Raw genomic sequence first — 24,337 nt, forward strand, 5'->3', positions numbered from 1 at the left:
ATCGTGAGCGAGAAACGCGATTACTACGAAGTCCTGGGCGTCCAAAAGGGCGCCTCGGACGATGAAATCAAAAAAGCATATAAGAAACTCGCGCGCAAGTACCATCCCGATCTCAACCGTGACGACCCTAAGACCGCCGAGGAGAAATTCAAGGAGGTCAATGAGGCGTACGATGTGCTGAAGGATCCGCAGAAGAAGGCGGCGTATGACCAGTTCGGTCACGATGCCTTCGACCCGCGACGCGGGGGCGGCGCCGGAGGGGGGAACCCCTTCGGCGGTGCCGGCGGATTCGGCGGCTTTGACATGGACGACATCTTCGATATGTTCGGCATGGGCGGCGGAAGCCGCCGTGCACGCAGACAGGGTCCCGAACGCGGGGCTGATCTGCGCTATGACCTCGAGATTTCGTTCGAGGAAGCAGCGTTTGGCAAGGAGGTTGAGCTCTCCATCCCGCGTGAGGAGAACTGTCCGACCTGCGGCGGTTCGGGCGCGGCAAAGGGCTCGAGTGCCGAGACCTGTTCGACCTGTCATGGGTCGGGGCAGGAGCAGGTCATGCAGCGGACGATGTTCGGCAGCATGATGACCTCGCGTACGTGCAGCCAGTGCCATGGCACTGGCAAGATCATCAAGAATCCGTGCGGTGACTGCCACGGCACGGGACGCAAGCGCGTCACGAAGACCATCAAGGTCAACATCCCGCGCGGCGTGGACGACGGACAGCGTGTCCGCGTCTCGGGCGGCGGCGAGGCAGGCGTGCGCGGCGGAGCGAACGGTGATCTCTACGTCTACATCTTTATCCGTCCGCATGAGCTCTTTCAGCGACGCGGCAACGATGTCCTCATCGAGATTCCGATCACCTTCGTACAGGCATCGCTCGGTGATACGGTACAGGTGCCGACCCTCGACGGCGCAGTCGACCTCAAGGTGCCTGCGGGCATCCAGACAGGCACGGTGCTGCGCGTCAAAGGCAAGGGCATACCGAATCTGCGCGGCTCCGGACGCGGCGATGAGCACGTCCGCGTCAAGGTCACGACGCCGCAGAAGCTCTCGTCGAAGCAGAAGGAACTCCTCAAGGAGTTTGCTGCGCTCAGCGGGGATGCGGTCAATCCCGAGCAGAAGAGCTTTACTGAGAAATTCAAGGATCTGTTTGCGTAATAGAGCGGCTGCGGCTTCATCTTGCCGCAGCCGCTCCTTTTGTGCATTGACATTGCTTCGTACATTTGTTAGGATAAGCCGTATTGGTTTTGTTTAGGAAAAAAGCGTGTAGGCTTGGAGGGCTGGATGGAAAATGTCTACGCATTAGTCAAGCGTTTCTATCTGGCGCATGGGCGTGCGAATATCTTTGTGGCGCACACGCTTGTCGAGCGCTATCTTCGCGCGGCAGCATGGCGCGGGCGGAGCAATGAGGATCTCTGTGCGGACTGGTACTGCATCGAGGATTTTCTCACGGTCGTTCAGCGGCGCGATGATTCGCTTGCGCGGCTCTTCATCCGCATCGACTACCTTGCGCTCTTCTTCCGCTATGCGGATGCGCATATTGACCGACGTCCGCTCAAGCGACACGCAGAGGATTATTTTGCGCGCATGCGCGCCTTTCTGACCTATCTCGAGGATACGGGCGACTATGACATCGACATCGGCGAGCTGGATGCCGATCTTGAGATGTTCTACATCACGGGGCGGTTCCGCTTGCCGGAGCGCGTCACCTGGGAGGAGATCGAGGGGCTGACGATCGAGGATATCGAGGAGGACGAGCGGATCGAGATGGAGGAGCTGAATATTCAGCTCAATGATCTCCTGCACCGCATCGGCGAGTATTTCCGGTGTTCCGCCTATCAGCTCGACATCGGCCGTGCGGCGACGATCTACACGGGCGGCCTCTACGATATGAACGAGTACGAACACGCGAGCGAGGAGGAAAAGGAAACCTTCTGGCTGCGGTTCTGGGACTATTTTTTCTTCGACTATCATCTCATTGCGACGGATGAGACGCCGATTGCGCACTACAGCGAGCATATGTGGAAGAAGCTCGGCTACGATGACCGCGAGATCATCGGCGATCTGCTGGCGGCGCGCTTTGCCGTACTCGCCGTGACGGAGGAGTACGACGATCACGTTGTCTGCCGCGATATTCTGCGCGATGAGGAGGTCGTGCTGCCGCATCCGGATATTCCGGGCTCGCTTTCAAAGAGCATTCTCTTCGGGCATATCTGCGACGAGGGGATGATGATGCTCAATTACATCACGGCAATCTCGGCGAGCAAGCGTCTGCAGAAGCGGATTGGCGACACGATTCAGCGCGAGTACAAGCTCTTCCGCATGCAGGCGCCTGAGGCAACGATGGACGATTTCCTCGAACGGGAAGCGGCGCTCGTGCGCCATACGATCCACGTCCTCTCGACGCTCGCGCAGCTCGATGTGCTGCCGCGCCGTCTGCTGCCGGCTGCCATTCCCCGCACGATCGACCCGCATGTGTGCGCAGAGGAACTCGGCGCACTTCAGATCATTGCGGACAAGATCGGCTTTAGCCGTCACTCACAGGTGCTTATGTGCGAGCTGTTTCTGGACTACGCGCAGTCCGATCTTGCGCGTGCACAGACAGCGGAGACGCTGACGGCAACGATATTCCTTTTTGCGGAGATCAATGATATCGACCTTTCGCCGATCACGGAGCTCTATCATGTGCTCGGTTCGGATCAGAAAACGGTGCGTGCTGCTCTTGCGCGCATGCGTACGGCGCTGCACTGTGTGACCTACGATCCCCGTTACCTCGGGGAGGAGGGCTTTGTGACGATGCTCTACAGCGTTGTTCACGGAGCAGCGAGTTTTTAAGGAAGCATTGCTTTCTTGGAGAGGAGGCTTTTATGGAACAGGATTCGCGTGTACGGCCGATGAGCCGTGAGGAAAATGCCGCCTATCGTGGGGTGACGGTGGACGAGAGCGGCGCAGAGCCGCACGGGGAAGAGGGACAGGCGTGGGGCTCTGCGTACGGCGGTGCTCCGCACAGCTCCGTGCGCTATATCCGCATTGGCGGTGTGTCGCGGCGTCCCTCGCTCCTTACGAGCCTCCTCTGGGCGCTCGGCCTCGGGGCACTGCTTGCGCTCTTCATCTTTGTTGCGCTGCCTGCGATTGCGATGATTATCGTCGGCGTCCTCGTGCTCGGCGCAATCGTCAGCCTCATCGGGCGCGGTCGGATCCTTTCGTGGGTCATGCGGCGGTTGTATGGACGGTGAGACGGAAAATTTCCAAAAATGAACGGCGGGGCTTTACAAAAGTCCCGCTTTGTGCTATACTTCAAGAAATTCATTTGAAATCTGGAAAGAGTGGGTGGAAGCCCACTCTTTCATTGCGTATGAGAAGAGGGAGAGCATGAGCGCGAAGATCGAGGAGCGCGTTGAGGAGATTGTGCGCGGTCTCCTGACCACTGTGCCGGAGTTAGAGCTGGTCGATGTCGAGTATGTGCGCGAGCGTGACTACTATCTGCGTGTCTACATCGACAAGGAGGGCGGAATCGATATCGATGACTGCCAGGCACTGAGCGAGCGGTTGGAGGCGATTCTCGACCGCGAGGACTTCATCCCCGATACCTATATTTTGGAGGTGTCCTCGCCGGGGATCGACCGCGTGCTGCGCAAGCCGCGCGATTTCGAGCGCGAACGCGGCAAGCAGGTCGATGTGACGCTCTATGCGCCCTTTGATGGAAAGAAACAGTGGACGGGCGCACTCACGGACTGCGACGGCAAGATACTGACCCTTGACGGCGGGATTCAAATCCCCATGGAACAGGTCTCACAGATACGTCTGCATATCGACTTTTAGGGAGGATTGGGTTTTGGCAAGAAAAAGCACCAAGGAGACGAACGGCGGAAAGGAGTTTCTGCAGACATTGCAGGAGCTTGCGTACGAGAAGGGCATCGATGAGGAAAAGCTCTTCCAGACCATTGAGGCGGCGCTGATCTCGGCATATAAGCGCAATTTCAGCTGCTCGGATCAAAACGTTCGCATCTCTCTGTCGCGTGAGACGGGCGCATTTCACGTCTTTGCCCGCAAGACGGTTGTCGAGGAGGTTGAGAGTGACATCACGGACATCTCCCTCGAACAGGCGCGTGCCATCAATCCGGACTACGATGTCGATGATGTGGTCGAGATCGAGATGACCCCTGCGAACTTCGGACGAATTGCGGCGCAGACGGCGAAGCAGGTCGTCATGCAGCGCCTGCGTGAGGCGGAGCGCAGCAATGTCTATGACGAGTACAAGGATCGCTCAGCGGATATCGTCACGGGCATTGTGCAGCGTGTCGAGGGGCGCAACGTGTTCGTCGACATCGGGCGTGCAGAGGCGCTGCTCATGGCGACGGAGCAGCTGCCGACGGAGGAATACAACTACGGCGACACGCTACGCGCCTATATCATCGAGGTGAAGAGTACGGCGCGCGGTCCGCAGATCATGCTTTCTCGCACGCATCCGGGGCTCCTCAAGAAGCTCTTCGAGCTGCAGGTGCCTGAGATGCAGGAGGGCGTGGTCGAGATCAAGTCGATTGCACGCGAGGCGGGCAGCCGCTCGAAGGTGGCCGTCTACTCGTCTGAGGAGCGCGTCGATCCGATCGGCGCCTGTGTCGGCCCACACTATATGCGCGTACAGGCAGTGGTCGACGAACTCGCGGGCGAGAAGATCGACATTGTGAAATGGAGCGATGATCCCGCGACCTACATTGCGAACTCACTGAACCCCGCCAAGGTGATCTCGGTCGCCGTAAATGAGGTAGAGAAGGTCTCACGTGTGATCGTTCCGGACTACCAGCTCTCGCTTGCCATCGGCAAAGAGGGGCAGAACGCTCGCCTCGCGGCAAAGCTGACGGGCTGGAAGATCGACATCAAGAGCGAGTCACAGGCAGCGGAGCTGATGGCGGAGGAAGCGGCGGAAGATACCGCTGTGGAGGAGCCCGCCGAAGAGGAGGCATAATGGCAGAGGCGAGACAGCCCGAGCGGCTGTGCGTCGGCTGCCGTACACTGCATCCGAAGCGTGAACTCCTGCGCATTGTAAAGAGTCCTGACGGGATGGTCGCCATTGACCCGACGGGCAAGAGCCCCGGGCGTGGTGCATATCTCTGTCCCTCGCCCGAATGCCTCCGCAAGGCGCGCAGACAGAACGGCCTATCGTGGTCGTTCAAGGGGCGGGTTGTCCCGGCCGTCTATGACGCACTTGAGGAGATTGTGCAGCACGAGGAGGATGGGACATGAACGCAGGGATAGAGCAGCGCGCAATGAACCTCCTCAGCATGGCGGCACGCGCACGGCGCATCCTATCCGGTGCGTTCGTTGTGGAAGAGGCACTGAAGCGCAAGCAGGGTACATATCTCTTGCTCGCAGTTGATGCTTCGGAGGAGACCAAGGCGAAATTTACCCGCATGGCGGCGCAGCTGAATGTGCCATCGGCGGAATTACTGACTATGCAGCAGCTCGGGCACTGTCTCGGTAAGGAGTATCGTGCGGTTGCTGTGCTGATAGATAGAGGATTTGCGGACAGGCTCAGTGCCTATTTGCAGGATATACCGACGGGGGTGGATTGATGTCAGAATCGAAATACAGAATCACCGATTTGGCAAAGGAATTCAAGACGGACAAAGATACCATTATTGATATTCTCAAGAGCAAGAACTACAAAGTAAAGAATATGTTCAGTGCAGTCGGTGAAGAGGAGCGTGCGGCGGTCAAGGCTGAGCTCGGCCGCACGGCAAAACCCGTACGCAAGGAATCCCTGCAGAGCAAATCCCCCGCTCCGAAGGCTGCCGAGCGTCCGGCAAAGAAAGAGAAGGAAAAGCGTCCTGCTGCAGCTTCTGCACCGGCAGCGGAAAAACCCGCAGCGGAGCAGAGTGCCCCGCCGGCAGCTGCTGAGAAGGCGGCGCCGCAGCCGCCCGCAGCCGAGGAGAAACCCGTGCTGCGCGCGCGCACGAAGACACCCGGCATTGTGATCGTGCGTCAGGCACCCTCCAAGACGCGTGCGGAGAGCTCTGACCGTCCCCGTTCGTCCGGCGGTGGATCGGGGAGACCTGGTGATCGTCCCGCACGTCCTGCGGGCGGACGCGGTGGCGCACGTCCCGGAGCACCGGCAGCGGCGATTCCGCCACCGCCCGCGACAGAGGGGCGCAGCGACAATCGACGTCGGCGCGGCGGCGATAACAACGCCGCCGGCGGTGACCGTAGCCGCGGCGGACGCGGCGGTGCACGTCGTGACCGCGAGGAGCACACAGATCTGCGTCAGGCAGAGCGCAGCCGCGGCGGTGCGCGCAAGGGACGCAAGGGGCGCGCAGCAGCGCCCGCGCCCGCAGTGAAAGCGGAGATTGCGCGTCCGAAGCACATCAAGCTGCCGGAGACCATTGCCGTCAAGGATCTCGCGTCCAAGATGAGCTATACGGCGTCTGACATCATCAAGAAGCTCATGCTCATGGGCGTCATGGCGAGCATCAATCAGGAGATCGACTACGATACGGCATCCCTCGTTGCAGCAGAGTTCGGCGTGACAACGGAGGAGCTGCCGCCGGATGTCGATCCGACGCTGATCCCGGAGATCGAGGACGATCCGAAGACACTCAAGGATCGCCCGCCGGTCGTCACCGTCATGGGTCACGTCGATCACGGCAAGACCTCGCTGCTTGATGCGATCCGCAATACCTCCGTCAGCTCGCACGAGGCGGGTGGCATCACGCAGCACATCGGCGCCTATCAGGTCGTCTGCCAAGGCAAGAAGATCGTCTTCCTCGATACGCCGGGTCATGAGGCGTTCACGGCGATGCGTGCACGCGGTGCACAGATTACGGACGTGGCGATTCTCGTCGTTGCGGCGGATGACGGGGTTATGCCGCAGACCGTCGAGGCAATCGATCACGCGAAGTCGGCGCAGGTGCCCATCATCATTGCAATCAACAAGATTGACAAGCCGGGCGCAAATCCTGACCGCGTCAAGCAGGAGCTCATGGAGTATGGGCTGGTCTCCGAGGAATACGGCGGCGACACGATCATGGTGCCCGTCTCGGCAAAGCAGCGCATCGGCATCGACGACCTGCTCGAGAACATCCTGCTCGTTGCCGAGGTCGAGGAACTAAAGGCAAACCCGAACCGCGAGGCACGCGGCGTCATCATCGAGGCAAAGCTCGACAAGGGACGCGGCTCTGTCGCAACGGTGCTCGTTCAGAGCGGCACGCTCCGCATCGGCGACTCCATCGTCGTCGGTACGGCATATGGTCACGTCCGCGCGATGATCAACGATCGCGGCGACAACGTGAAAAAGGCGGGTCCCTCCATGCCTGTGGAGATCCTCGGTCTGAACGATGTGCCGTCGGCGGGCGACATCCTCGCCGCCGTCGATGAGAAGCAGGCGCGCTCGATTGCAGAGGCACGCCTCGGCAACCAGCGCCGCGACCTCATCAAGTCGAAGAGCGTTTCGCTTGACGCGCTCTTCCAGCAGATTCAGCAGGGCGACATCAAGGATCTCAACATCGTCGTCAAGGCGGACGTGCAGGGCTCGGTTGAGGCACTCAACTCGGCGCTGCTCGGCCTCAACAAGAACGACGAAGTGCGCGTCAACATCGTCCACTCGGGCGTCGGCGCGGTCAGCGAGTCGGACATCATGCTCGCAACGGCATCGAAGGCAATCGTCATTGCGTTCAACGTTCGTCCGGATGCAAATGCGCGCCGTCTCGCCGACACGGAGGATGTGGACATCCGCACCTACCGCGTCATCTACGACGCGCTGAACGATGTCAAGGACGCGATGAGCGGCATGCTCAAGCCGAAGTACAAGGAGGTCATTCAGGGACGCGTCGAGATTCGTCAGGTCATGCGCTTCTCCAAGGCGCTGGTCGCGGGCTCATACGTCCTCGAGGGCAAGATTCACAACAACTCGAAGATCCGCATCCTGCGCGACAACGTCGAGCTTTTCGACGGGGAGATCGATTCCCTGCGCCGCTTCAAGGATGAGGTGAAGGAGGTCGCCGCCGGTTACGAGTGCGGTATCTCCATCGTCGATTTCCGCGATTTCCAGGAGGGCGACATCATCGAGGCATACACGATGGAGGAGATCGAGACCTCCATTGCCGAGGCGAACAAGGCGGCAGAGCAGAAGCGCGAGGCGCAGGCTGCTGCGGCTGCAGCAGCGGCAGCGGCGGAAGAAAACGCCGAGTAAATACTTGTGTGATACAGAGGTGCAGTCCATCGTCCCGCCGTGCGGGGCGGAGGGCTGTGCCCCTTTGTATAGAGAGAGGAGGCGTACCTTGGCAAAGGTTCGCGTTGAAAAACTACAGGAACTCATCAAACAGGAAGTCAGCGACATCATTTTCAACGAACTGAAAGATCCGCGCATCGGTTTTGTGACCGTGACCTCCGTCGCGTGCACGGAGGATCTGCGCGAGGCGAAGATCTACGTCAGCGTCATGGGGGACGAGAAGAAGGCGCGCGACACGCTGTACGGGCTCGAGAGCTCGCTCGGCTTTGTGCGGCGCGAGGTCGGAAAGCGCATCCGCCTGCGCTTCACGCCCGAGATCAGCTTTGCGCTCGACACCTCGCTGAACTACAGCGACCACATTCAGAGGCTGCTGAACGAGATTCACGAGGATAAGCCCGCAGGGGAAAAGGGGGAGGACGCATGAAGATCACATTGGACGAAGCCGCAAAGATCATTGGCGATGCGCAGACCATCATCCTCACCTCGCACATTCGACCCGATGGGGACTCCATCGGCTCGACGCTTGGGCTCATGCACTATCTGAGAGCGCAGGGCAAGGACGCGCGCGTCCTGATTGACGATGACCTGCCGCGCATCTTCAAGGTGCTGCCGGGGCTTGAGATGATCGAGCGCCCTGCAGAGGGCGTGCGCTATACCGCTGATCTCCTCATCGTCTGCGATGTCGAGCTGAAGCGTACAGGAAATGTTGTTTCCTCCGTGGATGCAGTGCGCGTGCTGAACATCGACCATCATGTGACGAATGACGAGGAGGCAGAGTACCTCTATCTGAATCCGGACTACGCCGCAACCTGCGAGATCATGCACGACCTGATCGGCGCGATGGGCGGCACGTTCTCGCTCGATGTTGCGACCTGCCTCTATACGGGCATGGCGACTGATACGGGCTTCTTCCGCTTCTCGAATACGACGCCGCATACGATGCGCGCGGCGGCCGATCTCATCGAGGTGGGTGTAAAGCCGAATATCATCTCCGTTGCAATGGAGCTCAAATCCTACGATGAGGTCATGGCACAGGTGCGCGCGATCCGCAACCTCGAGATGTTCCATGACGGCATGGTTGCGGCGGTCTTCATCGACGAGGAAAAGGCGAAGGAAGTCACGACGACGGAGGGGCTGCTCGACAAGCTGCGCGTGATCGAGGGGACGCAGGTCGTCTTCTTCATGAAGTGGCTCGAGAAGGATACGTATCGCGTCAGCATGCGCTCGAAGGGCACGAATGTCTCGCGCATCGCGCAGGGATTCGGCGGCGGCGGGCACGTCCGCGCGGCGGGCTGCACGATTTACGCGCCCTTTGACGAGGCGAAGAAAAAGATCCTCGCGGCAATCGGGGAGGAGCTGAACCGTTAAGACGTGGACGGATTTATCAACGTATTAAAACCCACAGGGCTTTCGTCGCACGATGTCATCGACATTGTGCGGCGTATTTTTAAGCAGAAGCGCGTGGGGCATGCGGGCACGCTCGATCCAGCGGCGGCGGGCATCCTGCCCCTTGCACTCGGACGCGCGGCGCGCCTCGTGGAGTATATGGAGGGGGCGGACAAGTCCTATCGCGCGGAGATTGCGTTTGGATATGCGACGGATACGGGGGATGTGTATGGCGAAGTGATCGAGAGTGTCCCGCATCCGACACTGCCCACGGAGGAGGAGATGCGCGCCGTGCTTGCGCGCTTTGTCGGGGAGATCCAGCAGCGTCCGCCCGCCTACTCCGCGATCAAGATCGGCGGACAGCGTGCCTACGATCTTGCGCGTCAGGGCGCAGAGGTGGAGATTGAGGCGCGCACGGTTACGATTCACCGTCTGGAACTTGTGCATGTCGATGCCGTACGTCGACGCATTCTTATCGATGTGGACTGCGCGAAGGGGACATATATCCGCTCGCTTTGCACGGATATCGGCACGGCGCTCGGACTGCCCGCGACCATGCACTTCCTCCTGCGTACACGCGTCGGCGGCTTTGTGCTCGCGGATTCGTATACGCTTGAGGAACTTGCGGAGGTGCGGGAGACAGCTCTGTGTGCTCCTGACACTGCCCTCGATCTGCCTGTGTATGAGCTCGCCCCGCAGCGCGTGAAGGCGTTCTACAGCGGGCTTTCGACCTCGGAGCGGCGCATGGAGCTTGCCGAGGGCTGCTACCGTGTGTATGCTGAGGGCGTTTTTCTGGGCATCGGCCATTATGATGCGGCGGCGCAGGAGATGTACCCCGCAAAGGCATTTCCGCCGGTGTGAATGAAATATTGGACTGTTGCTATGGCGACAGTCCTTTTGTTTTGAGAAATTCATTCTCTATGCTATAATGGCAGGAATGACAGAAGGAGGAACACATACATGAAGATAGATGACGTAATACACGGCTTTCGCCTCGTTCGCTTGGAGGAAATCGCAGAAGCAGAAGGGCGTGCGTATACATTTGTGCACGAGAAGACGGGCGCGCGGCTCTTCTTCCTTGAGACGGCGGACGACAACAAGGTTTTTTCGATCAGTTTCCGCACGCCGCCCGTCGATGATACGGGTGTGGCACACATTGTCGAGCACTCCGTGCTCTGCGGCTCGCGCAAATATCCGTTGAAGGAGCCGTTCGTCGAGCTTGTGAAGGGCTCGCTCAACACTTTCCTCAACGCAATGACATTCCCCGACAAGACGATGTATCCCGTCGCGAGCCGCAATGACCGTGATTTTCAGAATCTCATGGACGTGTACCTCGATGCGGTCTTCTACCCCGCGATGCGCACGAATCCGCAGGTGCTCATGCAGGAGGGCTGGCATTACGAGCTGGACGATGCAGACGCGCCTCTGCGCTACAGCGGCGTTGTCTACAACGAGATGAAGGGCGCGCTCTCGGCGCCCGATGATCTCCTCGGCAGCCGCATCATGGCGGCGCTCTATCCCGATACGACGTATGGCTGCGAGTCGGGCGGTGACCCCGATGCGATCCCCGGGCTCACGCAGGAGATGTTCCTCGACTTCCACGCGCGCTACTATCACCCGTCGAACAGCTATATCTACCTCTACGGAGACCTCGATATCGAGGAGAAGCTTGCCTACCTCGACAGTGCGTACCTTTCGCATTTCGAGCGGATTCCCGTACCTTCGCGCATCGACCGTCAGCAGCCGTTTGCGGGGCAGGTCAAAGCGGAGTATTTCTATCCCATCGGGACGGAGGAGCCACTCGAGGAGAACAGCTTCCTCTCGCTGAACTGGGTAATTGGCGACACGAGCGACCGCAAGCGCGTCATGGCACTGCAGATCCTCGATCATGCACTTCTCAGGATGCAGGGCGCGCCGCTGCGTCAGGCACTCATCGACGCGGGGCTCGGGCGCGATGTCGACTCGAACTACGAGAGCGACGTGCTGCAGCCGTTTTTCAGCATTGTTGTGAGCAAGTCGGAGACGGGGCGTGCGGATGAATTCGTGCGCGTTGTAAAGGAGACACTGCGGAAACTCGCGGACGGTGGTCTGGATCATACACTCGTACAGGCATCGCTCAATACGCTCGAGTTCCGTCTGCGCGAGTCGGACTTCGGCTCCTCGCCGAAGGGACTCATTTACGGAATCCGTATGATGAAGACATGGCTCTACGATGGCACGCCCGAGGACTATCTGCGCTATGAGGATGTCCTCGCTGCACTCAAGGAGGGACTGGAAAGCGGCTACTTCGAGCAGGTGATTCGGGAATCCTTCCTCGAAAATCCGCATGAGGCGCTTGTGACGCTCACCCCGAGCCGCACCCTTGGCGCGGAGCGCGAGGTGGCGCAGGAGAAGATTCTCGCGGAGAAAAAGGCTGCAATGTCTGCGGATGAGATTGCGGCGGTTATGGACTCCTGCGCGGCACTGCGGGCGGCACAGGAGGAACCGGACACGGAGGAGGCGCTTGCGTCGATTCCGATTCTCGCGCGCTCCGATATCCGAAAGGAAGCGGAGCAGCTGCCGCTCGATGTGCGCGACTGCGCGGGGACGAAGGTGCTGTTCTCCGATCTTGAGACGAACGGCATTGTCTATCTGAATTTCTACTTCCCGATGTCGGCGGTTGCGCAGGAGGATCTGCCCTATGCCTATCTCCTCGCGGAGATGTTCGGTGCGGTCGATACCGCGCGGCACAGCTACGCCGAGCTCGCCATGCTCCGCAGCCTCTATACGGGCGGCATCGGGGCGGACATTGTCGCTTATACGCGCGCGGGTGAGCCGGACTCCCTCGCACCGCGTTTCAAGCTACGCGCGAAGGTGCTGAAGGAAAATCTGCCGCGCCTTTTCGATCTGCTCGCAGAGATCATGACGGAGAGCGATTTCTCGGGCGCAAAGCGCATCCGCGAGATCGTGGACGAGGAAAAGACGGGTATGGAGCTCTCGCTCCAGCGTGCGGCGAATCAGGTTGTTGCCGCGCGCATTGCGGGCTATCTGATGCCCTCGGGTTGCTATACTGAGGTCGGCGGTCTGCCGTTCCACGATTTCCTGCGCACATTCAAGGACGATTTCGCGGCACGCCATGAGGAGATGCAGGCGGCATTTGCGCGGATTATCCCGCAGATCTTCAACCGCAACGACCTCATGGTGAGCATCACGGCACCTGCGGCGGACTATGAGACAGTTGCAACGGGGCTCGCGGATTTCCAGTCGAAGCTGTCGGGTGCAGAATTCCCCGTAGCGTCGTACACATGGGAGATTGCCGCGCGCAACGAGGGGCTGATGACGCAGAGCCGCGTGCAGTATGTGGCGAAGGGCGCGAATTTCATCAAGCTCGGCTACAGCTATACGGGTGTTCTACGCGTGCTTGAGACACTTCTGCGCTATGATTATTTCTGGACGCGCATCCGCGTGCAAGGCGGCGCGTATGGGGCGATGACGCAGTTCAACCGCAACGGCTTTATGGTATTCGCCTCCTACCGCGACCCGAATCTTGCGGAGACATTCGCCGTACTTGATGAGACGCCAGACTATGTGCGCACATTCGATGTGTCCGACCGTGAGATGGACAAGTTCATCATTGGCACGATGAGCAATGTAGATGCACCGCTGACATCGCAGATGAAGGGCGATATGGCGGCAACGTTCCATCTGCGCGGCATCACGTGGGAGGATCGCCAGCGTGCGCGTGAGGAGATTCTCACGGCACAGCAGGCGGATGTGCGTGCGCTTGCGGATATGATCGAGGCGGCGATGCGTGCGGATGTGCGCTGCGTGCTCGGCGGCGAGGAGAAGATCCGCGCAAATGAGGCGCTCTTCGGCGGGATTCGCCCTGCGTTGCGAACCTAAAATTTTTTGACTTTTCACGCCGCGCGTGGGATAATAGCAGAAGACGAATTTGAAGGGGGAACCTGCCATGAAAAAGATAATTTTCCGTGGAGCGGGCGTTGCCATCATTACGCCGTTTACGGAGACGGGCGTGAACTATCCCGAACTTGGACGCATCATTGAGGATCAGATTGCGGGCGGAACGGATGCCATCATCATCACGGGTACGACGGGCGAGTCTGCAACGATGACGGATGCGGAGCACCGTGAGGCGATTCGTTTTACGGTGGAGCAGGTGAAGGGGCGCATTCCCGTCGTGGCGGGCACGGGCTCGAATGAGACTGCCTACGCCGTCGAACTCTCGCAGTATGCGGAGCAGGTCGGCGCGGACGCGCTGCTCCTCGTGACGCCGTACTACAATAAGTGTACGCAGAATGGTCTCGTTGCGCACTATACGAAGATCGCGGACAGCGTCAATATCCCTGCGATTCTCTATAATGTGCCCTCACGCACAGGTGTGAATATCAAGACGGAGACATACGTTGCGCTCGCAAAGCATCCGCGTATTGTTGCGGTGAAGGAGGCGAGCGGTGATCTCTCGGCAATCCTGCGCCTGCGCGCGGCGGTCGGCGATGAGCTGGCGGTCTACTCGGGCAACGACGACCAGATTGTGCCCATCCTCTCGCTCGGCGGTCTGGGGGTGATCTCCGTTCTGTCGAATGTTGCACCGCGTGCGACCCATGACATCTGTCAGCACTACTTTGATGGAAATACAGCGGAGGCAGCGCGACTCCAGATCGCATACTCTGATCTCATCGATGCGCTCTTCTGCGAGGTCAATCCGATCCCCGTCAAGACGGCAATGCGCCGCCTGGGCTACGATGCGGGCTCCCTGCGCATGCCGCTCTCGGAGATGGAACCGGCGAATGCGGCGAAGCTCGACGCAGCATTGCGGGCACATGGTCTGCTGAAATAAAATATTTGACATAGACCCTCATTTCATGTAAGATATGCAAAACATATGAAATGAGGGTGATTTAGTATGAATTTGAAAACATATCTTTTGGGTGCCGTGCTTCTCGGCGCTTCCGCGCTGGGACTTACAGGCTGCGGCGGCTCTGATGCAGCAGGCACGCAGAATGTGTGGCGTGTCGGTACGGATGCAAGCTATGCGCCGTTCGGTTTTCAGGACGAGAAGTCGTATGAGTATGTCGGCTTTGACATCGACATCATCCGCGCGATTGCAGAGGCGCAGGGGCATGAGGTCACGATCAAGAATCTCAATTTTGACGGGCTGATTCCTGCACTGCAGACGGGCGATCTCGACATCGCCATCTCCGACATGACGATCAACGAGGATCGTGCAAGGACGGTGGACTTCACGGACTCGTACTATCGGGCGGGGCTGAGCATGGTCGTGCGCGCGGATGAAACGCGCATCAACAGCTTTGACGATCTGAAGGGGCTGCGCGTCGGTGTGACGATTGGATCGACGGGCGCGGAGGTGGCGCGCGGGATTCCAAACGCCGATCTGCATGAGTTCAGCACGATCTCGGATGCCTTCCTCGATCTCTACAACGGAGGGGTCGATGCGGTCGTGAACGATACGCCCGTCGATGAGTACTATGTTGAGAACAAGGGCAAGGGCATCGCGAAGGTTGTGCCCGCGCAGATCAATCAGGAGGATTTGGGCATCGCTGTCAAAAAAGGAAATGCGGAGCTGCTTGGACAGCTGAATGCGGGACTGCGCACAATCAAGGAGAACGGCAAATATGCCGAGATCTACCGCAAGTGGTTTGGGAAGGAGCCGCCGACGGAGTGAAGTGGGGTGCATTGCGTGAGGAGACAGGAGATTGAATGTAATTGAGGAGCGCCTTGCGGCGCAGGATCTGATCGTGCTGGACGGCGCGTTTGCAACGGAGCTTGAGGCGCGCGGCTTTTCCGTGAATGATGCACTGTGGTCGGCAAAGGCTCTCTTTGAGCGTCCCGACCTCGTGCGCGATGTTCATCTCGACTATCTGCGTGCGGGGGCGGACGTCGTTACGAGCGCGAGCTATCAGGCAACCGTCGAAGGCTTTATGAAGCGCGGCTTCTCTGAGGCGGAGGCTGCGGCGCTCCTTCAGAAGTCCGTGCATCTGGCGCAGGAAGCGCGCGATCTCTATCTCGCTGAGCGCGGCACGCATGACCCCGCACCGCTCGTTGCGGCGTCGGTCGGCCCCTATGGGGCATATCTCGCGGACGGCTCGGAGTATCGCGGCGACTATGATGTTGACGAGGATGCGCTTACGGAATTTCATGCAGGGCGCCTCCGACTCCTCACTGCGGCGCAGCCGGATCTGCTCGCCTGTGAGACACTGCCGTGCCTGAACGAGGCGCGCGCCATTGTGCGCGCCCTGCGTGCCGAGAAGATTCGCATCCCTGCATGGTTCTCGTTTTCCTGCCGTGATGCGGCACATATCAGTGACGGGACGGAGATCGCGGAATGTGCACGCTTCCTAGACGGCGTACCGGAGGCTGCAGCGATTGGGCTGAACTGCACGGCACCGCAGTATGTGGAGGAGCTGATTCGGACGATCCGTCAGGAAACAGCGAAACCTATCATCGTCTATCCAAACTCCGGTGAAAGTTACGATGCATCGGATAAGACATGGCACGGTGCTGCGGAGGACTTCGGCGCACTTGCGTGCCGCTGGCGCAGTGCAGGGGCACGACTCATCGGCGGCTGCTGCAGAACATCGCCGCGCGAGATTGTGGAGATTTCCACATGGGCAAAGAATGCAGAGTGAGGTGACGAAGATGGAGAAGGGGCGTTCAACGGTCGACCTTCCGCGTGCGGAGCGCGCCATGCACGAATTCCTCACGGCTGTCGGCGTCGATCTTACGGCGCAGGGGATGGAGGAGACACCTGCGCGCGCAGCGCAGCTCTACGCAGAGCTCTTTGCAGGGCTGCATGAGGAGGTCGGGGAACTCTGGGCGGATGTGATGACGGAGGAGATGGATGGCCTCATTGCCGTGCGTACGATTCCGTTTCACTCCATCTGTGAACATCATCTGCTTCCGTTCTTTGGGACGGCACATATTGTCTATTGCCCGCACGCAGGACGCGTGGCGGGCTTTGGCGTTTTCACGCGGCTCGTTGACCGCATGGCGCGCCGTCCCCAAATTCAGGAGCGTCTGACCTCGGATATTGCAGATGAAATCGAGCGCGGGCTCGACGCGGAGGGCGTGCTCGTCGTTGTCGACGCACAGCAGCTCTGCATGACGATGCGCGGTGCACGCGCGCACGGCACACGGACGACAACCTCCGCCTGCCGGGGCGTGTTTCTTGCAGATCCGGTGATGGCGATGCAGGCTTGGCAGATGCTTGGTATTGTACATGATACGGAGTCTTGCTGATGGGGCATAGGTGAGTGGAATGATAGCAGAGAGAACATATCTCTTTCGTGACGGGAAGGAACTGCGGCTTGGTGCGCGGACACTCGTCATGGGGATTCTGAACGTGACGCCGGATTCGTTTTCAGACGGCGGGAAGTGGAATCGACGGGACGATGCCCTGCGCCATATGGAGGAGATGGTGCGGGACGGCGCGGACATCATCGACATCGGTGCGGAGTCGAGCCGCCCGGGCTTCGTGCCGATGAGTGCTGCGGAGGAAATCGAACGGCTTCTTCCGTTTCTCGAAGCCGTTCTGCCGGAGTGCCCTGTGCCCGTCTCTGTGGACACGTTCAAGGCAGACACGGCGCGTGCGGCGCTTCGTGCGGGGGCGCATCTGCTGAACGATATCTGGGGCTTGCAGTATACAGAGGAGCCGGGGGCAATGGCGCAGGCAGCGGCAGAGGCGGATGTGCCCGTCGTCGTTATGCACAATCAGAACGGGACGGCGTATGATGGGGATGTGATTGCCGCCATGCGCGGCTTTTTCCTGCGTTCGTTTGAGATTGCGGATGCGGCGGGGCTTTCCCGTGAGAATATCATCCTCGATCCCGGCATCGGCTTCGGCAAGACGGCGGCACAGAATATGCACGTTATGCGGCGAATGGATGAGCTCATCTCATACGATGGCGTCGATTATCCCGTCCTCCTTGGGGCGAGCCGCAAGAGCTTCATCGGGGCGGCGCTCGATCTGCCCGTGGAGGAGCGCATGGAGGCGACGGGGGCGGCGTGTGTTCTCGGCATCATGCGCGGTGCGTCCATTGTGCGTGTGCACGATGTGAAGCCGATTGCACGCATGTGTCGGATGACGGACGCGATACTGGGAGCTTGATATGGACAAAATTTTTTTGCGCGGCATGACATTTGCGGCGGCACACGGCGTATTGCCGCATGAGCACGGGGTGCGCCAGCGTTTCATCGTGGATGCGGAGCTCCTGCTCGATTTGCATGGTGCAGGTGTGCACGACAATCTTGCGGAGACGGTGAACTATGCCGAGGTCTACGAGATCGTGCGCAAGACCATCGAGGGCGAGACGAAGAAGCTGATCGAATCGCTCGCCGAGGACATCGCGGGTAGGGTGCTTGCTGCGTTCTCCACGATTCAGAGCATCCGCATTACCGTACACAAGCCGGCGGCGCCCATTCCAGGGATCTTTTCGGACGTGGGTGTCTCCATCACGCGGGAGCGCGAAGAGCCGTGAGACGGACTGCCTATATCGGGCTTGGAGCAAATCTCGGCGATCGCGGGGAGACGATGCGTGCGGCATTACGGCGCGTGGCGGAGCTTCCTTCTGTAAATGTGGAGCGAGTCTCTGCGTTCTACGAAACGCCGCCGTGGGGTAAGACCGATCAGCCTCCCTTTCTCAATGCGGCGGCGCGCATTGCGTTTGACGGTACGCCGTATGAGCTTCTTGCCGGTTTCCAACGGATTGAGCAGGAGCTCGGGCGTGTGCGTTATGAGCACTGGGGTGCGCGCACGATCGACCTCGACATCCTGCATATCGAGGGGCTGACCTGTGCGGATGAAGCACTGAGCCTGCCGCATCCCTATCTGACGGAGCGCGCCTTTGTGCTTGTACCTCTCTATGAGATTGCGCCGGAGCTCTGTATTCATGAAAAATCCATCGTCTCATATTATGATGAAATCGACCGTACGGGCATTGTACGTGCACCAGAGCTCTCCGCGCCGTATCCGCTCATGCTTATCGCCGCTAGCGACGCGGCAGGCGGCATCGGGCGAAACGGACAGCTGCTCACGCACTGCGCAGCGGATATGGCATATTTTCGCGAGATGACGATGGGCGGCATTGTCATCATGGGGCGGCGCACAATGGAGAGCCTGCCCGCACGGCGCGCGCTTGAGGGGCGGGAGAACATCGTCCTCTCGCGTACGATGGAGCGGGCGGATGGCTTTCAGATTGTCCGAGACCTCGCGGAGCTGTGGACGCTGCTCGGACGGCTCGTGTACGATGCGGAGCGTCCGATTTTTGCAATCGGCGGTGAGGAATGCTATCGTCTGCTCCTGCCCTATGTGCATCGCGCGTATGTGACGTGTCTTGCGGGGACGTATGAGGCGGATGTCTTTTTGCCGCCGCTGACGGACTTTGTGCGTACAGGATGTCGGCGCAGAGAAGACTGTATTTTTGAAATTTACGAGAGAGTTTAGCATGGCAAAGGAAATCTTTCACAACGACTGGCAGGAACTTCTCGCCGATGAGATGGCACAGCCGTACTATCGCGAACTGCGGCAGTTTCTCATCGAGGAGTACCGGACGAAGCGCATCTATCCCGATATGTTTGCGATCTTCAATGCGCTGCACTACACGAGCTTTGCGGATACGAAGGTCGTTATTCTCGGACAGGATCCGTATCATGGGGACGGACAGGCGCATGGACTGTCGTTCTCCGTGCAGGTTGGCATCGATCCGCCGCCGTCGCTGCTCAACATCTACAAGGAACTGCAGGATGATCTCAGCATTGCGCCACCAGCACATGGATGCCTTATCCCGTGGGCAAGGCAGGGCGTACTCCTTCTCAACACCGTACTCACCGTGCGTGCTCATACAGCGGCGTCTCATGCGGGGCATGGCTGGGAGCGGTTCACCGATCACATCATCCGCCTCCTTGGTGCGCGTGAGCGTCCGCTCGCCTTTATCCTCTGGGGCAGCCCCGCCCGGAGGAAGCGCAGCCTCATCACGAATCCACGCCACCTCATCATCGAATCGCCGCATCCAAGCCCTCTTTCGGCGCATCGCGGCTTTTTCGGCAGCCGCCCCTTCTCGCGCGTCAACGATTTTCTCGTGCAGGCGGGCGAGACTCCGATCACATGGCAGCTGCCGCCGGCGGAGGAGATTGAGGCGTAATATTGATACATACATAGGAGAAATATCATGAAAATCCCATCGTTACGAAACATCTGTGCGCTTGGTCTCGTCGCCTGTCTCGGCGGCTGCGGTTCGCCTGCAGTATCCTCGGCGGAGATGCCGCACGAGATCGTGCAGGAGCATATACCGACGGACGGTCAGAAGGAAATCTATCTCGCGGGTGGCTGCTTCTGGGGAACGGAGCTGTATACGAGCCTCGTGTACGGCGTCGTCTCGGCAGAGAGCGGCTATGCGAACGGTGCGACCTCGCATCCGTCCTACCGCGAAGTGTGCAGCGGCAGCGGTCATGCGGAGACGGTGCATATCGTCTACGATCCCGCAAAGGTCAGCCTCGATCAACTGCTCCTTGCTTTCTATGACTCCATCGATCCGACGGCGAAGGATCGGCAGGGCAACGACATCGGACGTCAGTATCGCTCGGGCATCTACTACGTACCGAATGCAGACGGCAGTGAGAGTGCCGATGCCGCCGTGATCCGCAGCTCGCTTGACGCCCTGCAGCAGCGCATTGGAAAGCCGATTGCGATTGAGATGGGGCCGATTGTGAACTTCTACCGCGCCGAGGACGATCATCAGGAATACCTCGTGAAGAATCCGAACGGATACTGCCATATCTCGCCCGCACTCATCGCGCAGATGCGTGAAAAGCGTGCGGCGGCGGAGCGGGCAGCAGCGGCGAAACCCACACGCACATTTGAAAAACCATCGGACGAGGAGCTGAAGGCACGTCTGACGGGAATGCAGTACGCCGTCACGCAGCAGAAGGCGACGGAGCCCGCTTTCCGCAACGAATACGATCATGAATTCCGTGAGGGCATCTACTGCGACATCACGACAGGCGAGCCGCTCTTCATCTCTGCGGACAAATACGACTCGGGCTGTGGCTGGCCGGCGTTCTCACGCCCCATCGACAGCGCTCTCATCGCCGAGCATGAGGATCGCTCCTACGGCATGGTGCGCACGGAGGTCACGGCCGCGGGCAGCGGCGCGCATCTCGGACACGTATTTGACGATGGCCCTGCTGCGACGGGCGGTCTGCGCTACTGCATCAACAGCGCCTCTCTGCGCTTCATCCCAAAGGAGGACATGGAGGCGGAGGGCTATGGTGACTATCTCTATCTGTTGGAAAAATAAATTTGAAAAAGTACTGGGATGTGAGAGAATTCGTAAAATATCTATTTCTCGTATTGACAAGCACTTCTTCCAGTGTTATCTTTAGCAAAGTGTTTTGAGAAAACTTTATAGGAATTGGATCAGGTATCGAGAGATTTAATAGAAAATCCGGTAAAGGAGTATCTCCATAAGCCGGAGCGGTCCCGCCACTGTATCAGTGAGTAAGCCTGCATGGAAATGCACTGTCATTTCCGAGAACGTCACTGGGGGAATTCCCTTGGGAAGGCGCAGGTCTGCGATGAACTGGAGCCAGGAGAACTGCCTGATTGACAATCGCCGTTTGACCTGCGAGTGATGGGGATGGGGATTTGCGTGCTGTTACGCCGCTTTGAGCCCCTTTGATTGAGAGCCTATGAGCCCTTTTCTGCTGTTGCAGGAAGGGGCTTTTCGTTTTCCTCTATACCTAAAAGTTTTCAAAATATGATTATGGTGCATGGAGAGCACTTCACAAGAAAGGTGACAAAGGATATGACAAGAGAGAAGAAGTGGACACTGGCGGTGCTTGCGGCATTTGCGGGAGTAAGTTTTGTTGGAACGGCATATGCCGCAGAAAGTGCAGATGCCCCATCCGAGGAGACACACGCGCTTACCGATACGGTGGTTACGGCACAGCGCCGTGAGAAGCGCGATCTCGACACGCCGGCAACGACAACGATCATCACGGCGAAGGAAATCGAGAAGGCCGGCTACCGCAACGTATTCGAAGCCATCGACCAGCAGATCGGATCAACGAGCACATCCTACGGCGAGGCGGGGCAGGACTTCGGGCTTGCTGCGGGGCGTCTCACATTACGCGGCTATGACCGCGGAACCCTCGTCATGGTGAACGGCGTTCCAATGAATCTCAAGAACTATCCGAGCACGGAAAACATTCCGGCAAATATGGTCGAGCGCATTGAGATTGTTAAGGGCGCGGCGTCAACGCTTTACGGTGCTGAGGCGATGGGCGGTGTCGTCAATATCATTATGAAGCAGCCAAAGCCGGAAGAATCAGAGTTCCAACTCAGCCAAACCGTCGGAAATTATTTCAAGAAAAGTGAGGCAACCTATACAGGTGACCGTATCATCGTGGATGTGAGTCGCGAATGGTCGAAGGATCTCCCGCACTCCAACGGGTTTGGCATTGATAAGATTTCCTGGGTTGACTGGTGGGTCGGCAAGGGAAAAAAGAGCCGTGTTGGCGTGATTGCGCAGCTGACAGATGAACTCTCCCTCAACTACAATTATATGGAGGGAGATATTACACGCGGCGGGGTTCAATACAAGAAATCAGGGAATAGTCTTGTTCCGACGGGGACAAAGTACAACTACCGCTACAATGACCTCCGCCATACGGCAAGCCTTGTCTATCAGGGCAAGGATAATGGAATTCATGCTGTTCTCGGCTACAACTATCGCAAGGTTGACGGATATGACTATATTGCGAACAGCAAGGGGAAAAGCAATGCAGTGATGGACGGGCAAATCCTTGATGTACAGAAAAACTGGCAGCTCGGTAAAGACTCGGTGGTGCTGGGATATTCCTACAAACGCGAGGCATATGATGCTACCACGCCGGATACTAAGAGGTTTCGTGATTCGGCAGTGCGTACGAGCAACTCGCTCTATACGTCCTATTCCAAGCAATTCACGCCGCAGTTTAACCTGACGCTCGGTCTGCGCGGAGAATTTATCAACGACCCCGAGGAGGATCAGCGCGTCTTTATGCCGCAGTTCCAGACGAACTATCAGTTTGACCGCAATACAGCGTGGTATATCAATATCGGCAAGGCATTCCAGATGCCGACGGTAGATGACAGTTTCCGTTATAAGAATTTCAATCCGACGGGCTTAAAACCTGAGAGTGGCTGGACCTATGAGACAGGCGTCAAGATTCGGCGTGGAAACGATACGTGGAAAGCCGCAGTCTATCATATGGATATGAAGAATAAGATCGGATGGCGGTATGATGCAGGAACAGAGCAGCATTATGCAGTCAATACAGGACAGTTTCGCAATACGGGAATTGAGCTTGAGTATGCAAAGCGGTTTAATGATACATGGAGTCTGACACTGGGCGGAAGTGTGTCCAATCCGGAGATACAGAATCCGCAGGGTACGAACAATGCATGGGTGCAGGATGCAGGCCGTCTGCAGGGTCTTGTACGTCTCGACTATCAGATGGCAAAATGGCAGGGGAATCTGAACCTCAAATATCTTGGCGATCGTGAGTACATTGCGCAAAAACTCGGCGCTGCGCAGGATGTGCCCGATAAGATTCAGCTCAACATGAATGTCATCTACACGGCGGGCAAGGATGACACAGTGTCGCTCGGCATCTACAATCTGCTCAATCGTGAAAACTACTCCAACCGCTATGGCAATCTCGATCTTTCGAGGAACTTCCGCCTGACCTATACGCATGCGTTCTAAGAAATTACAGCTCTGCACGCTTCTCTTCCTCCTCATCGCAGTCGCTTTTGTCGGTGGCTGTGGAGGAGAGCAGGAGAAGGCGGCAGAGCATTCTGTGTTCTATCGCGGAACAGACGGCATGGGCGTGGAGGTCGTTTTGCCGGAGAAGCCTCAACGTGTTGTCTCGCTTGGGCTTGCGACAGATGAGATCCTCCTCGCCATTGCTCCACCCGAACAGATTGCGGCGCTCACGGCCTACGCGGATGATCCCGGGCTCTCCTCGATGACGGAGGCGGCAAAGGCGGTTCCCGTGAAGCTCAAAGATCGGAGTCCGGAGCGCGTCCTTGCACTTCATCCCGATCTCGTCTTTACCACGGACGGTGTGCCGAAGGAGCTCGTGGAGAGTCTACGCGATCTTGGGTTGACGGTCTATGCCTCGCGCACGCCGAAGCGTGTCGAGGGGATCTTTACACGCATTGAGGAGATCGGAAGGCTCGTCGGACAGGAGGAGAATGCTGCCGCACTCATCGCCGAGAAGCGTGCACGCCTCGCAGATGTGGAGCGTCGTGTTGGGGACATCCCCGAGGAGGAGCACCCCATTGTCGTCGCGTTTGCGTTCAGCGGCGTGTTCGGGCAGAAGGACGGGCTCTTTGACGATATGTGCCGCCATGCCTCGCTGCGCAACGGTGCCGCAATGGTCGGTCTGACAGCAGACACGCCCGTTTCGATGGAGCAGATTGTTGCGCTCGACCCTGACGTTTTTTTACTGCCGACATGGAGTGCAGAGGGGGAAAAGACGGAGGAGTTCCGTGCAAAGCTGCGCAGCGATCCGCTCTTCATGCATGTGAAGGCTGTGCGGGAGAACCACCTCTATACCGTGCCCGATACCTACCGCTATAGTGCGGGGCAGAATGCGATTGAGTGCGTCTATGAGCTGTCGCGCGCGGTGTACCCCGAGCGCTTTGCAGACGTGAAGTAGGGCGATGAA

23 protein-coding genes and 1 riboswitch are annotated in these 24,337 nt (G+C 58.6%); all 23 genes read left to right on the forward strand.

Features of this window, described 5'->3' with window-relative positions; translation table 11 throughout:
* Positions 1-3: 3 nt before the first annotated feature.
* The 23 genes from dnaJ (at position 4) to H1B31_RS06400 (ending at position 24,328) form a co-directional block, all read left to right on the forward strand.
* Complete coding sequence (dnaJ, locus tag H1B31_RS06290) at positions 4-1,155, forward strand: molecular chaperone DnaJ (RefSeq protein ID WP_185979712.1); 1,152 nt, start codon at positions 4-6, stop codon at positions 1,153-1,155.
* A gap of 126 nt (positions 1,156-1,281) precedes the next feature.
* The gene (locus H1B31_RS06295) at positions 1,282-2,832 is read left to right on the forward strand and encodes a hypothetical protein (protein WP_185979713.1); all 1,551 of its coding nucleotides are present in this window, start codon (positions 1,282-1,284) and stop codon (positions 2,830-2,832) included.
* 32 nt (positions 2,833-2,864) lie between these two features.
* A complete protein-coding gene (locus tag H1B31_RS06300; protein ID WP_185979714.1) occupies positions 2,865-3,233 on the forward strand; it encodes a peptidase M48 in 369 nt (122 codons plus the stop codon).
* Between the two features lie 136 nt (positions 3,234-3,369).
* The gene (locus tag H1B31_RS06305; protein ID WP_185979715.1) at positions 3,370-3,819 is read left to right on the forward strand and encodes a ribosome maturation factor RimP; all 450 of its coding nucleotides are present in this window, start codon (positions 3,370-3,372) and stop codon (positions 3,817-3,819) included.
* Positions 3,820-3,832: 13 nt separating this feature from the next.
* On the forward strand, positions 3,833-4,963 hold the full coding sequence (nusA, locus tag H1B31_RS06310; RefSeq protein WP_185979716.1) for a transcription termination factor NusA: 1,131 nt from the start codon (positions 3,833-3,835) through the stop codon (positions 4,961-4,963).
* Positions 4,963-5,241, forward strand: coding sequence for an RNase P modulator RnpM (gene rnpM, locus H1B31_RS06315; RefSeq protein WP_185979717.1), 279 nt, complete (start codon positions 4,963-4,965; stop codon positions 5,239-5,241). The genes nusA and rnpM overlap by 1 nt, the downstream gene beginning before the upstream one ends.
* Positions 5,238-5,570, forward strand: coding sequence for a L7Ae/L30e/S12e/Gadd45 family ribosomal protein (locus H1B31_RS06320; RefSeq protein ID WP_009439632.1), 333 nt, complete (start codon positions 5,238-5,240; stop codon positions 5,568-5,570). Before rnpM ends, H1B31_RS06320 begins: the two co-directional genes overlap by 4 nt.
* Positions 5,570-8,182: a translation initiation factor IF-2 gene (gene infB, locus H1B31_RS06325; RefSeq protein WP_185979718.1), complete on the forward strand. Its 2,613-nt coding sequence runs from the start codon at positions 5,570-5,572 to the stop codon at positions 8,180-8,182. The genes H1B31_RS06320 and infB overlap by 1 nt, the downstream gene beginning before the upstream one ends.
* Positions 8,183-8,270: 88 nt before the next feature.
* The gene (gene rbfA, locus H1B31_RS06330) at positions 8,271-8,645 is read left to right on the forward strand and encodes a 30S ribosome-binding factor RbfA (protein ID WP_009656014.1); all 375 of its coding nucleotides are present in this window, start codon (positions 8,271-8,273) and stop codon (positions 8,643-8,645) included.
* Positions 8,642-9,589 carry a DHH family phosphoesterase gene (locus tag H1B31_RS06335; protein WP_009439629.1) on the forward strand — a complete coding sequence of 316 codons (948 nt, stop codon included), beginning with the start codon at positions 8,642-8,644 and terminating at the stop codon, positions 9,587-9,589. The genes rbfA and H1B31_RS06335 overlap by 4 nt, the downstream gene beginning before the upstream one ends.
* Positions 9,590-9,592: 3 nt before the next feature.
* The gene (gene truB, locus H1B31_RS06340) at positions 9,593-10,468 is read left to right on the forward strand and encodes a tRNA pseudouridine(55) synthase TruB (protein ID WP_185979719.1); all 876 of its coding nucleotides are present in this window, start codon (positions 9,593-9,595) and stop codon (positions 10,466-10,468) included.
* 99 nt (positions 10,469-10,567) lie between these two features.
* Positions 10,568-13,489: an insulinase family protein gene (locus H1B31_RS06345; RefSeq protein ID WP_185979720.1), complete on the forward strand. Its 2,922-nt coding sequence runs from the start codon at positions 10,568-10,570 to the stop codon at positions 13,487-13,489.
* A gap of 67 nt (positions 13,490-13,556) precedes the next feature.
* Positions 13,557-14,444, forward strand: coding sequence for a 4-hydroxy-tetrahydrodipicolinate synthase (gene dapA, locus H1B31_RS06350; RefSeq protein ID WP_185979721.1), 888 nt, complete (start codon positions 13,557-13,559; stop codon positions 14,442-14,444).
* A 66-nt stretch (positions 14,445-14,510) separates the two neighbouring features.
* Positions 14,511-15,290 carry a basic amino acid ABC transporter substrate-binding protein gene (locus tag H1B31_RS06355; protein WP_009439625.1) on the forward strand — a complete coding sequence of 260 codons (780 nt, stop codon included), beginning with the start codon at positions 14,511-14,513 and terminating at the stop codon, positions 15,288-15,290.
* A gap of 31 nt (positions 15,291-15,321) precedes the next feature.
* On the forward strand, positions 15,322-16,254 hold the full coding sequence (gene mmuM / locus H1B31_RS06360) for a homocysteine S-methyltransferase (protein WP_185979722.1): 933 nt from the start codon (positions 15,322-15,324) through the stop codon (positions 16,252-16,254).
* A complete protein-coding gene (folE, locus tag H1B31_RS06365) occupies positions 16,244-16,864 on the forward strand; it encodes a GTP cyclohydrolase I (RefSeq protein WP_226372077.1) in 621 nt (206 codons plus the stop codon). Before mmuM ends, folE begins: the two co-directional genes overlap by 11 nt.
* A 19-nt stretch (positions 16,865-16,883) precedes the next feature.
* Entirely contained in the window at positions 16,884-17,732 is an 849-nt protein-coding gene (gene folP / locus H1B31_RS06370) for a dihydropteroate synthase (protein ID WP_185979723.1), read from the forward strand.
* A 1-nt stretch (position 17,733) separates the two neighbouring features.
* Positions 17,734-18,102, forward strand: coding sequence for a dihydroneopterin aldolase (folB, locus tag H1B31_RS06375; protein ID WP_009656012.1), 369 nt, complete (start codon positions 17,734-17,736; stop codon positions 18,100-18,102).
* The gene (folK, locus tag H1B31_RS06380) at positions 18,099-19,067 is read left to right on the forward strand and encodes a 2-amino-4-hydroxy-6-hydroxymethyldihydropteridine diphosphokinase (RefSeq protein WP_185979724.1); all 969 of its coding nucleotides are present in this window, start codon (positions 18,099-18,101) and stop codon (positions 19,065-19,067) included. The genes folB and folK overlap by 4 nt, the downstream gene beginning before the upstream one ends.
* Before the next feature lies 1 nt (position 19,068).
* Positions 19,069-19,764: a uracil-DNA glycosylase gene (locus H1B31_RS06385; protein WP_185979725.1), complete on the forward strand. Its 696-nt coding sequence runs from the start codon at positions 19,069-19,071 to the stop codon at positions 19,762-19,764.
* Between the two features lie 27 nt (positions 19,765-19,791).
* The gene (gene msrB / locus H1B31_RS06390; protein WP_185979726.1) at positions 19,792-20,919 is read left to right on the forward strand and encodes a peptide-methionine (R)-S-oxide reductase MsrB; all 1,128 of its coding nucleotides are present in this window, start codon (positions 19,792-19,794) and stop codon (positions 20,917-20,919) included.
* Positions 20,920-21,023: 104 nt separating this feature from the next.
* Positions 21,024-21,238: riboswitch (cobalamin riboswitch) on the forward strand.
* Positions 21,239-21,426: 188 nt separating this feature from the next.
* Complete coding sequence (locus H1B31_RS06395; RefSeq protein WP_185979727.1) at positions 21,427-23,370, forward strand: TonB-dependent receptor plug domain-containing protein; 1,944 nt, start codon at positions 21,427-21,429, stop codon at positions 23,368-23,370.
* A complete protein-coding gene (locus tag H1B31_RS06400; RefSeq protein WP_185979728.1) occupies positions 23,360-24,328 on the forward strand; it encodes an ABC transporter substrate-binding protein in 969 nt (322 codons plus the stop codon). The genes H1B31_RS06395 and H1B31_RS06400 overlap by 11 nt, the downstream gene beginning before the upstream one ends.
* Positions 24,329-24,337: the final 9 nt, after the last annotated feature.

This window comes from Selenomonas timonae, from assembly GCF_014250475.1.
Taxonomy (GTDB): Bacteria; Bacillota; Negativicutes; order Selenomonadales; family Selenomonadaceae; genus Centipeda; species Centipeda timonae.